Genomic DNA, 12,076 nt, shown 5'->3' with positions numbered 1-12,076 from the left:
TCAGGCGGCCGCCGCCTGCTTGCCGGCGTGCGACGGCGGGCCTTCGGGCTCGCCCGCGGCTTCCGTCGTCTCGGCGGGCGTCGCGGCGGCGAGGGCCTGGGTGAGCATGCGGTTCGTCACCTCGGAATAGGCGCGGACCGCCTCGGTCATCCATTGCTGCTGCAGGGCCGCGAGGTCCGCGATGTTGCCGCAGCCGCAGGCCTGTTCGAACAGGCGCGAGTCGGCGCGCAGCCGATCGCTGATGAAGTCCATGCCCTCCTTCATCATGGTGGTCGCGGCGCGGGCCACGGCCTCGCCGTTCGGCAGGGCGGCCAGGCCGAAATCCAGGCTTCCGGTCCGGGGGGCGGCCTGATGCGGCGTGCTCCGTTCCATCTCTTCTGCTCCTGTGCCTGTCTGGGCGCCCGCAATGCGGGTCGCGGCGCACGGATGCGCTTCGCCCGGGCTCCCCGCAATGGGCCAGATCAATGTCGCGGCGTTGTGAAGCCACGCAGACCCGCTGTTTCCCCCGCGAAATGGCGCTAGGCTTCGCGTTGCCAGCAAGGGAGGAAGCGCATGGCACTGGGACGCAGGGTTTTCGCCGGCTGCGCGATCTGCGCGGCGATCGGTGTCGCGACCCGCGAGGCGGGTGCGCAGCCCGCCGCGACGCGACGCACCATCCTGCAATCGGCCGAGGTACCGGGGACCAACATGGTCACCCATCTCGTCATGGTCGAATTCCCCGCCAATGGGGGCAATCCGCGCCATACCCATCCGGGCGTGACCACCGGCCTGGTGCTGGAGGGCGAGCTGGAACTCGTGATCGACGGCGTGCCGGCGGCGACGCTGAAGGCCGGCGACAGCCTGCTGATCCCGAATGCCCGCCCGCATGTCGAACGCGCCGGGGCGGCCGGGTGCAAGGCCGCGGTGACCTTCACGGTGGAGAAGGACAAGCCGCTCGCCTCGCCGGCCTGAGGCACGGACGTTGGGCGGCGAAGGGCCGGTGCCGGTGACCGGAATTGGCTCTAAGGTGATGCGATGCAGCATCTCCGCGCCCCCGGTCTCGCCGCGCTCGAGGCGAGCCTCGCCGCCGACCTCGAACGCCTCCAGGAACCTTCGACCGGCTGGGTGCCGCCGACCATGGGCCCGGACGGAGCGATCGCACTGGACGTCGCGGTGCTCGGCGCCGGCATGGCGGGACTTGCCGTCGGCTTCGCGCTGCGGCGGGAAGGCGTGGGCCGGGTCGCGCTGTTCGATCCCGCGCCCGAGGGGCTGGAGGGCCCCTGGGCGACCTATGCCCGCATGCGGACCCTGCGGAGCCCCAAGCAACTGGCCGGACCCGCGCTCGGCCTGCCGGGCCTGACCTTCCGCGCCTGGTTCGAGGCGCAGCACGGCGCCGAGGCGTGGGATGCGCTCGGCAAGATCCCGACCGGGATGTGGATGGACTACCTGCGCTGGTACCGCCGCGTCTCCGGGCTCGACGTCCGCAACGGCATCGGCGTCGTCCGGATCGTCCCGCAGGGTGCGCTGTTCCGACTGGATCTGTCGGATGGCGCCACGGCCCATGCCAGGCACGTGGTCCTTGCGACCGGACGCGACGGGCTGGGCGGTCCGCGCATCCTGGACGGGTTTCAGCCCGATTGGCGGGATCGCTTCTGGGCGCATTCCGCCGACGAGATCGACTTCCACGCCCTTGCCGGGCGGCATGTCGTGGTGATCGGCGCGGGCGCGTCGGCCTTCGACAATGCCGCGGCCGCACTCGAGGCCGGCTGCGGGCGGATGACCATGCTGCTGCGGCGGACATCCCTGCCGCGGGTCAACTCCGGCAAGGCGCTGGAAGGGCGGGGCACCTGGCATGGCTGGCACGGCCTGCCGGCGGAATGGCGCTGGCGCCTCGCCCTGACGGTCGAGCGCCGCCAGACCCCGCCGCCGCATGAAAGCGTGCGCCGGGTCAGCGCGCACGCCAACGCCACGCTGCTCACGGGCGCGGGCGTGGAGGGGGTGCGTCTGGAGGGCGAAGCACTCTGCCTCGCCACGCCGCGTGGGGAGATCCGCGCCGATTTCGTCATCCTCGGCACCGGCTTCCTCCAGGATGCGGGGATGCGGCCGGAACTCGCCGACGTGGCCGAGCAGATCCGCCTCTGGCGCGACGTCTACGTGCCGCCACCCGAGGAACGCGACGCGGCACTCGGCCTCAACCCCTGGCTCGACGAGGCCTTCGCCTTCACCGAGCGGGTGCCGGGCACCGCGCCGCACCTCGCCCGCCTGCATTGCCTGAACTTCGCCGCGACGCTGAGCCACGGGAAACTGACCGGCGACATCCCGGCGATCGGCGCCGGTGCGGAACGCTTGGCGCAGGGAATCTGTGCGCGGCTGTTCGCCGCGGATGTCGCGGTGCACGCCGCACGGCTCGCCGCCTTCGACGAGCCGGAGATCACCGGCGACGAATGGCCCGGCGTGGCGCTCTGACCTTCAGCTGTCGAAGCGGAAGGCACCGGTCGGCTGGGATCCGTCGGCGGCGGGCTGTTCCGCCGGCTGAGCGGCGCCCTGCTGCGCCTGGAGTTGCGCCTGCTGCTGCGCGACCTGGGCGCGGACGCGCTCCTCGATCTGGCGCAGCAGGTTGCCCATGCCGTTCACCAGCCCAGGCAGTTGCGTGACCGGCACGCAGAGCGTGGCGCAGGGCAGGGCCTTGCCGTCGCTGCCGGTCACCGCGAGCGAGATGCGCGCGACGCCATGGGCGACCTGCGCCTCGATGACGCCGTCGCAGAAGACGGTGGGGCGGATATCGGCCATGCTGGCGTGTCCTCGTCCTATTGTTCGCGGAAGGCCCGCGCGAAGCTGTCGCGCAGCGGCTGAGTGATGTAGCGCAGGAAGCTGCGCTCGCCGATCTGGATCATGGCCTCGACCGGCATGCCGGGGACAAGTTGCACGCCCTGGAGGCGTTCGAGCTGGTCGGCGTCGATCAGGATGTGCACGCGGTAATAGGTCTGGCGCGTGCGCTCATCCATCGTGACGTCCTGCGCGACGAAGGTGACGTGGCCGTGCAGGTAGGGCACCAGGCGCTGCTTGAAGGCCGGCAGGCGCACCTCGGCGAGCAGGCCGGGATGGACCACGTCGATGTCGAAGGGTTGCAGATTGACCTCGGCGATCAGGCGATCGCGCGCCGGGACGAGGTCCATCACCGGGTCGCCGGGCCGCACCACGGCGCCCATGTTGAACAGGCGCAGGTTCAGGACGGTTCCGTCCTCGGGGGCGACGATGTCGCGCCGGACCGCGACGTCCTGTGCCGCGCGCAGGCGTTCCTCGACCTCGGCGAGGCGTGTGCGCACATCGCGCTGCTCGGCCGCGACATCCTGGCGGCGCTGGCCGACGATGCTGTCGATGGTGCTGCGCGCCTCGGCGATCGATTGGCGGGCGCGCTCCATCTGGCCCTGGAGGTCCTCGATCTGCCCTTCCAGCCCGGCGGCGGTGCGCTGCAGGGCGAGCAGGGTGGGCAGGCGCTGCAGCCCCTGCTGGACCAGCGTGCGGGTCAGCTCCTCCTCGCGCCGGATCAGCTCGAGCTGGCTGCGCTGCGCCCGCAACTGGCCGCCGACGCCGGCGATGAGGGCGTCCTGCTGGGCGATCCTTGCGTCCTGGACTGCCACCTGGCTGAGGATTGCCGCGCGCCGCGCCTCGTGGACCGCGCGCTGTCCGGCGATGCCGTCCGCCGCGCGTGGCTCATTGGCGGCCAGCAATTCCGCCGGGAAGGGAATGTCGAGCCGGTCCTCGAGTTCGGCCGTCAGCCGGGCATCCTGGGCCAGGTAGGCCCAGCGCTGGCTGCGCAGCGCCTCGAGGTCGGCGGCGGCGCGCACGTCGTCCAGGCGCATGAGCAACTGGCCCGCCCGCACGCGGTCGCCGTCGCGCGCCAGGATCTCCCGCACGATGCCGCCTTCGAGGTGCTGGATGGTCCGTCGCGTGCCCTCGACCTTGATCATGCCGGGCGCGATCGCGGCCTCGGACAGCGGGGCGAGCACCGACCAGGCCGCGAAGGCGCCGAAGAAGACCAGCATGGCCGCGAAGCCGAACAGGATGGCACCGCGCGTGCGCGGCGCCGCGGGCGGTTCGGGGAGGGCCGGCAGCGCCAGGCGGATCGGCGGAAGCGGCGTGCGCTGTTCGGCGACGTCCCGGGCCGGCGGCAGGGTGGACAGGTCGCTCATGCCTGCGCCTCCCGGCCCGCTTGTGCCGCGATCGGCGTCGGCTGGGCCGGCTTCATCAGGCGCTTCATCACCTCGGCGCGCGGACCGAAGATCTCGACGGCGCCGTCGCGCAGCAGCAGGACCTTCTCGACCCCCTGCACCAGCACCGGGCGATGGGAGACCAGCACGACGGTCGTGCCGCGCCGGCGCAACTCATGCAGGGCGCGCAGCAGGGCGCCTTCGGCATCGCCGTCCAGATTGCTGTTGGGTTCGTCGAGCACGACGAATCGCGGACCGCCGAACATCGCGCGGGCGAGGCCGATCTGCTGGCGCTGCCCGCCGGAGAGATGCTGGCCGCCCTCGCCGATCTCGGTCTCGTAGCCCTTGGGCAGGCGCAGGATCATGTCATGGCAGCCGGCGAGGCGCGCGGCATCGAATACCGCTTCGGCCGGCGCCTCGGCCATGCGGGCGATGTTGTCCAGCACCGTGCCGTCGAACAGCTCCACATCCTGCGGCAGGTAGCCGACATACTGGCCGAAATCCTCCCGCTGCCAGGCGTGGACATCCGCGCCGTCGAGCCGCACCGCGCCCGAGGCCGGCTGCAGCGTGCCGGTCAGCAGCCGGATCAGCGTCGTCTTGCCGGCGGCCGACGGGCCGATCACCGCCAGGCTCTCGCCGGCTTCGAGCGCGAAGGTGACGCCCTTGACCACCGGGACGTTGGTTCCGGGAAAACCGAAGGTGACGCGCTCCACCGAAAGGTGCCCGTGCGGGGCCGGCAACGCGATGCCCGGCGGGCGAAGGCGCGGCAGCACCAGGAACGCCTGCAGCCGCTTCCAGGACTGGCGCGCCTGCACCAGCTGTCGCCAGCCGCCGATCATCTGTTCGACCGGCGCCAGCGCCCGACCCATGATGATCGAGGCGGCGATCGATGCACCGGAGGTCAGCTGCTGTTCCAGCACCAGCCAGGCCCCGACGCCGAGCACCGCGACCTGCACCGCGAGCCGCGCGAACTTGGTCAGCGCCAGCAGCGGCGCGCCGCGGTCGAGCGCGCGGTTCATCGGTTCGGCGGTGCGGGCCACGCTCGCCTGCCACCGCGCCAGCACGGCCGACAGCATCCCCATGCTGTCGATCACCTCGGCGTTGCGGACGATCGATTCCGCGCGGCGCTGGCTGGCGAGGCCGGCGCTGTTCGCCTCCCGCAGGAGCTTCGAGGTCGCGACCTCGTTCAGCAGCGTCAGCGCCAGCAGGATGAGCGCCCCACCGAGGGCGACCACGCCCAGCAGGGGGTGCAGGATGAAGATGACGAGCAGGAAGACCGGCACCCAGGGCACGTCGAACAGCGACAGCGACGCCGGCGATCCGAGATAGGTCCGGCAGGTGGCGAGGTCGCGCAGCGCCTCCATCCGGTAGGGGCGGCCGCGCAGCTGGCTCTCGACCGCGCGGGCGAAGCCCTCGGGGGCGACCTTCGCCTCGATCCAGCCGCCAATGCGCTGCATGACGCGGGTGCGCACCGCCTCGAGCACCGCGAGAAGGCCGAGAGCGGCGATGGCGATGATCGTCAGGTAGACGAGGGTGTTGACGTTGCGGGTGGCGAGCACCCGGTCGAACACCTGCATCATGTACAGCGAGACGGTGAGCTGCAGCATGTTGACCACGCCGCTGAAGACACCGACCGCCATGAGCTGCCGCCGGCAGGCGGCCATCGCGCGGGCCAGCGGCGTGGCGGCAAGGGCCGTCTCCCCCGGCAACGGTCGGATCTCAGAGACCACGCGCCGCGGGGTCCTCGGCTGCGGCATCGGATATGGGCGCGGTCACGGCTTTCTCCCTGTCGTCGGCGCTCGGGGGCAGCCGACCCCCGGACCGCCTGCGGCGCAGGCCGCCCCCGACACTATTGCCCTCGGAATCACGAAATCTAGATGAAAGAAGCAAGTGCGGGCCGCTGGACGGGGACTCCGACCTGCGGTAGCGCGCCGTAACGGGAGCGGCAGGACAACATGGATACGGCGACGCGGCCAGGCTCGGCATCGGACGGCGGCACGGTGGAACTGACGATCCTCATGCCCTGCCTGAATGAGGCGGAGACCCTCGGCGTCTGCGTGCGCAAGGCGATGGACTACCTCGCGCGCAGCGGCGTCCGCGGCGAGGTCCTGGTCGCCGACAACGGCAGCGCCGATGGCAGTCAGGCCATCGCCGAAGGGCTTGGCGCGCGCGTCCTACCCGTGCCCGAGCGCGGCTACGGCGCGGCGCTGATCGCCGGCATCCGGGCCGCACGCGGGCGCTACGTCATCATGGGCGACAGCGACGATTCCTATGACTTCACGGCGCTCGACCCCTTCGTCGCGAAGCTGCGCGAGGGCTACGAACTGGTGATGGGCAACCGCTTCCGCGGCGGCATCAAGCCGGGCGCCATGCCGCCCCTGCATCGCTACCTCGGAAACCCAGTGCTCTCGACGGTGGGGCGGGTCTTCTTCCACAGCCCGGTGCGGGACTTCCATTGTGGGCTGCGCGGCTTCAACCGCGACGCGATGCTGGCGCTCGACCTGCGGCTGCCGGGGATGGAGTTCGCCTCCGAGATGGTGGTGAAGGCGACGGTGAAGGGCCTGCGCATCACCGAGGTGCCGACGACCCTATCCCCGGACGGGCGGTCGCGCCCGCCGCATCTGCGCTCCTGGCGGGACGGATGGCGGCACCTGCGCTTCCTGCTCGCCTTCTGTCCGCGCTGGCTGTTCCTCTACCCGGGTGCCGCGCTGTTCCTGCTCGGTGCCGTCGGCATGGCGCTGCTGTTGCCGGGGTCGTTGCATCTGGGCCGGGTGACGCTGGACGTCCACACTCTGCTCTATGCCTCGGGCGCCATGGTCATGGGGTTCCAGGCCGTGCAGTTCTGGGTCTTCGCCCGGATCTATGGCGCGCAGGAAGGCGTCGTGCCCGAAGACCCGCGCCTGACCGCCGCGCTGCGGCGCTTCGGACTCGAGCCGGCCCTGATCGTCGCGGCGGTGCTGGTGGTGCTGGGTCTGGGCCTGGGCGTCGCGGCGGTGGCGATCTGGGGCGCCGAGCGCTTCGGGCCGCTCACCGGCATGGCCGCGATGCGCGTCACCATCGCCTCGGTGACGTCCATGCTGCTCGGGCTGCAACTCGCCTTCGGGGCGTTCTTCGTCGCCCTGCTCGGCATGATGCGCGCGAAGGGGCCGGAGGCCTGACGCGGTCAGCCGTCGCGGAAGACGATCTGCCGCGACAGCGCGAAATTGGCGAACATGCCGGCGAGGGCACCGGCGGCGACGCCCAGCACGGGGTGCGCGGCGACGGTCGGCACGAAGGTCACGAGCAGCGCGTAGGTCCCGTAGTTGAGGACGAAGCCGCCGAGATTGACCACCACGAAAAGCAGCCATTGCCGGTGGATCGGCCCGCCGGTGCCGCGCCCGCGGAAGGTCCAGGCGCGGTTGAGCGCCCAGGTCGCCGTCGCCGCCGCGACGTAGGAAACCGCGCGGCCCAGATAAAGGCCCGCGCCGAGCGCGAGCCCGGCATAGAGCACCGCCGTATCGACCACGAAGCCGATCACCCCGACGACCCCGAAGCGCAGGAACTGCTGCAGCAACGCGGCGCGTGGGGCGCCGAGCAGCCGTGTCAGCGCCGGGCCGATGATCGGGATTTCCGTCATGGGGGAGGGGTGTAGGGCGGCCGGCGCGGCTTGCCCAGCCTCGGCCCCGCTGCCACCTTCCGCGGCGTCGTCCGCACGGGGTGCTGCATGGTCGCGGTGGTGGGTCTCGGCAACATGGGCATGGCGATGGTCACCCGCCTGCGCGGCCTCGGGCTGGCGCCCCCGGCCTGGGACCTCGATCCCGCGAAGCGCGCGGCGGCGGAAGCGACCGGGGCGGTGGTCCCGGAAGGGCTCGGCGGGATCGCCGATGCGGTCGTGCTGCTCTCCCTGCCGAACGAGGCGGCCGTCGCGGCCGTTCTCGAAGCGCTGCTGCCCGGGCTGCCGGCGGGGGCGGTGATCGCGGACACCTCGACGCTCTCGCCGGGCGCCGTTCGCGACTTCGCGGCACGGGTTGCGGCGGCGGGCTGCGCCTATCTCGACGCGCCGGTCTCGGGCGGACCGGCGGGAGCGGCCGCGGGCACGCTGGCGATGATGATCGGGGGGGAGGCAGCCGCCCTCGACCGCGCTCGGCCGGACCTCGATCGCGTCGCAACGAAGATCCTGCATATCGGCGCCTCGGGCGCGGGCCAGGTGGCGAAGCTGGTGAACAACCTGATGGTCGCGACCAACCTGGTGGTGGCGGGGGAGGCGCTGCGCCTCGGTGCCCGCGCCGGCGTCGCGCCCGAGGCCCTGCTGCCGGTGCTGAACGGCGCGACCGGGCGTTCCGCCGCGACGGAGATCAACTGGCCCCGCTGGATCGCGAGCGGGACCTTCGATTCCGGCTTCAGCGCCGGGCTGATGCGCAAGGACGTGCGCCTCGCGGTCGCCCTGGCCGAGGCGGTCGGCGCGCCGCTCGACGCAACGGCCCGCGCCGCCGCTGCCTGGGAGGCGCTGTCCGGTGCCGTGCCCGATGTCGAGGACTTCAATCGCCTCTCCGCCGCGATCTTCGAGGGGGCGACCGCATGACCGCCTTCGCCGCCAGGGACACGCTGCTGTCCGGTCTCGACGCGCTGCTCGGCGGGCGCGCCGGGAGCCTCGTGGATGGCGAGGTCGTGGAAGGCAGCGGCGACCGGGTCGCGCTGACCGATCCGGCGACGGGGTCCGCGCTGCTGGACTATGCCGCGGCGGATGCCGCGACGGTCGCGGCGGCCTGCGCCGGCGCGGCGCGGGCGCAGCGCGCGTGGATGGCGCTGTCGGCCGCCGAGCGTGGGCGGCGCCTCTGGGCTGTCGGCGCCCTGGTCCGGCGCGATGCCGAGGCGCTGGCCCGCCTCGAATCCGCGCAGTCCGGCAAGCCGCTGCGCGATGCCCGCGCCGAGGCCGCGCGCGTCGCCGAGATGGCCGAGTACTGGGCCGGCTGGTGCGACAAGATCGAGGGCCGCACGGTGCCCGTGCCCTCGGGCCACACCGTCATCGTCCGCCGCGAGCCCTACGGGGTGGTGCTGGCCGTCACGCCGTGGAACGCGCCGCTGTTCACCGCCGGCTGGAACGTGTTCCCGGCGCTGGCGGCGGGCAACGCGGTGGTGCTGAAGCCGTCCGAATTCACGCCGCTGACCTCCCTCGCGCTGGGGCGGCTGTGCCTCGAGGCGGGGCTGCCGCGCGGCCTGGTGCAGGTGATCTGCGGGCCGGGGCAGGGGACCGGGGCGGCGCTGCTCGGCGCGCCCGAGGTGGCGCGCGTCACCTTCGTTGGCGGCCCGGCCTCGGGTGCGGCGGTCGCGGCGGCCTGCGCGGCGCGGACCATTCCCTGCGTGCTCGAGCTCGGCGGCAAGAGCGCCAACATCGTCTTCGACGACGCCGATTTCGCGGCCTCGGTGCAGGGCGCGCAGCAGGCGATCTTCGCCGGCAGCGGGCAATCCTGCGTCGCCGGATCGCGCCTGCTGGTGCAGCGATCCGTCCATGACCGCTTCGTCGCCGCCATGGCCGTGGCGGCGCGGCGCATCCGCATGGGCGATCCGCTCGATGCCGCGACCGAGATGGGCCCGGTCGCGAACGCACGGCAATTCGACCATGTCCGCGCCCTGGTCGGCGCAGGCGCGGCCGAAGGTGCCGAGGTGATCGCCGCATCGCCGCCCGCGGGCCTGCCGGCCGAGGGCTTCTGGGTGCCGCCCACGGTGCTCGCGGGCCTGACCAACGGCGCCCGGCCGGCGCAGGAGGAGATCTTCGGGCCGGTCGTCGCCGCCATTCCCTTCGACGACGAGGCGGAGGCGATCGCGCTGGCCAACGACACGCGATTCGGCCTGGCCGGGGCGGTCTGGACGCGCGACGTCGGCCGTGCACACCGGGTCGCGGCGGCGGTGCGCGCGGGCACCTTCTGGGTGAACGGCTACCGGACCATCCATGTCTCGGTGCCCTTCGGCGGGTTCGGGGCCTCGGGCTACGGACGGTCCTCGGGGGCGGAGGTGCTGGCGGAGCTCACCCAGTCCAAGGCGGTCTGGATCGACACCGCGGAAACCCCGGCGCTCGGCTTCGGGCACCGGCCGGCGGGGTACTAGGTCGGCCCGCCCGCCGCCCGTCCAGAGCGTGCATACCGGTCCCGTCCGGCCGCGCGGAAGGGGCGCGGCCCCCGCTGGATCGGATGAGCGCGCGCCGCTAGGCTCCCCCTCGGCTTCACCGAACGGAGAAAGTTCCGATGTTCCGACGCGACCTGCTGGCCGCCGCGGCCGTTGCCGCCGCATTGCCGCGTTTCGCCATCGCGCAGCCGGCCGCGGCGCGCACGCTGAAATACGTCCCGCACGCCAACCTGCCCAACATCGACCCCTTCACCAACACCGCCTTCGTGGCGCGCGACCATGCCTTCCTGGTCTTCGACCAGCTCTACGGCATGAACGACAAGTTCGAGCCCGTGCCGCAGATGGTGCAGGGCCATGTGGTCGAGAACGGGGGCCTGCTCTGGCGCTTCACCCTGCGCGAGGGGCTGAAGTTCCACGACGGCACGCCGGTGCGCGGGCGGGACTGCATTGCCTCCATCAAGCGCTGGGGCCGGCGCGACGCCTTCGGGCAGGAGCTGATCGCCCGCGTCGCCGACATGACCGAGGACAGCGACCGCGTCTTCACCATCAAGCTGTCGCGGCCCTTCCCGAAGATGCTCGAGGCCTTCTCGAAGGTCACGACGAGCTGCCTCTTCATCATGCCCGAGCGGCTCGCCAACGTTGATCCCTTCACCAACATCACCGAGGCGGTGGGCTCGGGCCCCTATCGCTTCGTGCAGAACGAATGGGTGCCGGGGTCGAACGTCGTCTACACGCGCAACGCCGACTACGTGCCGGTGCCGAATGGCACGCCGTCGATGACCGCCGGCCCGAAGGTGGTGAACTTCGACCGCGTCGAATGGCGCATCATTCCCGACGCCTCGACCGCCGCGGCCGCGCTGCAATCGGGTGAGATCGACTGGTGGGAGCAGCCGACCGCGGACCTCTTCCCGCTGGTCGCGCGCAACCGCAACGTCGCGGTCGACGTGATCAATGCCACCGGACTGATCGGCATCTTCCGCCCGAACCACCTGACCGCGCCGTTCAACAATCCCGCGGTGCGCCGCGCGGTCATCACCGCCATCAGCCAGATGGACTTCATGACGGCGGTGATCGGCGATGCGACCGTGCCGGGCTACCAGACGCTGAAGCGCGAGAACATCGGCTACTTCGCGCCCGAATCCCCCTCGGCTTCGACCGTCGGCATCGACCGGCTGAAGAAGTCCGTGGATGCCGCGCGGGCGGAGCTGCAGGCGGCGGGCGCGATGGGTGCCAAGCTGGTGCTGATGAACGCGACGGACCTGGCCTCGATCAATGCCGCGACCCTGGTGGGTGCGGACCTGTTCCGCCGCATGGGCTTCGATGTCGACCTGGTCTCGGCCGACTGGGGCACGGTGGTGCAGCGCCGCGCGAGCAAGAATCCGCTCGAGCAGGGCGGCTGGTCGGGCTTCTTCACCTTCTGGTCGGGCGTGGACCACTGGAACCCGGCGAGCCACGCCTCGATCCGCGGCCATGGCGACGCGGCCTGGCCGGGCTGGCCGACCATCCCGGCCATCGAGGCCCAGCGCAACGCCTGGTTCGACGCGCCGGACGCGGCCGCGGCGCTGGCGGCGACCACGGAGATGCAGCGCATCGCCTTCCAGGAAGTGCCCTATGTGCCGACCGGCATGTACTACCAGCCGACCGCCTATCGCCGGAACCTGACCGGCATCCTGAAGGGCCAGCCGCCGCTGTTCTGGAACGTCCGGCGGGCCTGACACGGGTCCGTGAATGCCCGGCGCCCCCTTGCAAGGCGCCGGGCGATCCGGCCAGAAGGGGCCCGGTGA

At 72.1% G+C, this 12,076-nt stretch carries 11 protein-coding genes; 6 read left to right on the top strand and 5 right to left on the bottom strand.

All coding sequences use genetic code 11. The features are described from left to right. Positions 1-372, bottom strand: a complete 372-nt coding sequence (locus GWK16_RS22485) for a hypothetical protein (RefSeq protein WP_170056224.1) — start codon at positions 370-372, stop codon at positions 1-3. 180 nt (positions 373-552) lie between these two features. On the opposite strand from GWK16_RS22485, the gene GWK16_RS22480 reads away from it, so the two are divergent. Continuing rightward, positions 553-951 (top strand): cupin domain-containing protein, encoded by a 399-nt coding sequence (locus GWK16_RS22480; RefSeq protein ID WP_170056223.1) that lies wholly within the window; start codon positions 553-555, stop codon positions 949-951. Positions 952-1,014: 63 nt separating this feature from the next. Beyond that, a complete protein-coding gene (locus GWK16_RS22475; protein WP_170056222.1) occupies positions 1,015-2,445 on the top strand; it encodes an NAD(P)-binding domain-containing protein in 1,431 nt (476 codons plus the stop codon). Positions 2,446-2,448: 3 nt separating this feature from the next. Here the strand turns inward: GWK16_RS22475 and GWK16_RS22470 are convergent, their stop codons facing one another. The 3 genes from GWK16_RS22470 to GWK16_RS22460 are packed head-to-tail and all read right to left on the bottom strand — an operon-like array spanning position 2,449 to position 5,854. Further along, on the bottom strand, positions 2,449-2,769 hold the full coding sequence (locus tag GWK16_RS22470; protein WP_170056221.1) for a hypothetical protein: 321 nt from the start codon (positions 2,767-2,769) through the stop codon (positions 2,449-2,451). A 17-nt stretch (positions 2,770-2,786) separates the two neighbouring features. Next, on the bottom strand, positions 2,787-4,172 hold the full coding sequence (locus GWK16_RS22465) for an HlyD family type I secretion periplasmic adaptor subunit (protein WP_170056220.1): 1,386 nt from the start codon (positions 4,170-4,172) through the stop codon (positions 2,787-2,789). Next, positions 4,169-5,854 carry a type I secretion system permease/ATPase gene (locus tag GWK16_RS22460; RefSeq protein WP_277613670.1) on the bottom strand — a complete coding sequence of 562 codons (1,686 nt, stop codon included), beginning with the start codon at positions 5,852-5,854 and terminating at the stop codon, positions 4,169-4,171. The genes GWK16_RS22465 and GWK16_RS22460 overlap by 4 nt, the downstream gene beginning before the upstream one ends. A 291-nt stretch (positions 5,855-6,145) precedes the next feature. Here GWK16_RS22460 and GWK16_RS22455 point away from each other — a divergent pair, with 291 nt between their 5' ends. Continuing rightward, positions 6,146-7,348, top strand: coding sequence for a glycosyltransferase family 2 protein (locus tag GWK16_RS22455; protein WP_170056218.1), 1,203 nt, complete (start codon positions 6,146-6,148; stop codon positions 7,346-7,348). Positions 7,349-7,353: 5 nt separating this feature from the next. On the opposite strand, the gene GWK16_RS22450 is transcribed toward GWK16_RS22455, so the two are convergent. Further along, positions 7,354-7,806, bottom strand: coding sequence for a GtrA family protein (locus tag GWK16_RS22450; protein ID WP_170056217.1), 453 nt, complete (start codon positions 7,804-7,806; stop codon positions 7,354-7,356). Between the two features lie 30 nt (positions 7,807-7,836). Between GWK16_RS22450 and GWK16_RS22445 the strand changes: the two genes are divergently transcribed. The 3 genes from GWK16_RS22445 (at position 7,837) to GWK16_RS22435 (ending at position 12,007) form a co-directional block, all read left to right on the top strand. Then, positions 7,837-8,751, top strand: a complete 915-nt coding sequence (locus GWK16_RS22445) for an NAD(P)-dependent oxidoreductase (RefSeq protein WP_211187657.1) — start codon at positions 7,837-7,839, stop codon at positions 8,749-8,751. Further along, positions 8,748-10,274, top strand: coding sequence for an aldehyde dehydrogenase family protein (locus GWK16_RS22440; protein WP_170056216.1), 1,527 nt, complete (start codon positions 8,748-8,750; stop codon positions 10,272-10,274). Before GWK16_RS22445 ends, GWK16_RS22440 begins: the two co-directional genes overlap by 4 nt. A 137-nt stretch (positions 10,275-10,411) precedes the next feature. After that, positions 10,412-12,007 carry an ABC transporter substrate-binding protein gene (locus GWK16_RS22435; RefSeq protein ID WP_170056215.1) on the top strand — a complete coding sequence of 532 codons (1,596 nt, stop codon included), beginning with the start codon at positions 10,412-10,414 and terminating at the stop codon, positions 12,005-12,007. Positions 12,008-12,076: the final 69 nt, after the last annotated feature.

Origin of the sequence: Neoroseomonas marina, from assembly GCF_012927745.1 — a bacterium.
Lineage (GTDB): Bacteria > Pseudomonadota > Alphaproteobacteria > Acetobacterales > Acetobacteraceae > Neoroseomonas > Neoroseomonas marina.
This window is presented reverse-complemented; position numbering and strand designations above follow the sequence as displayed.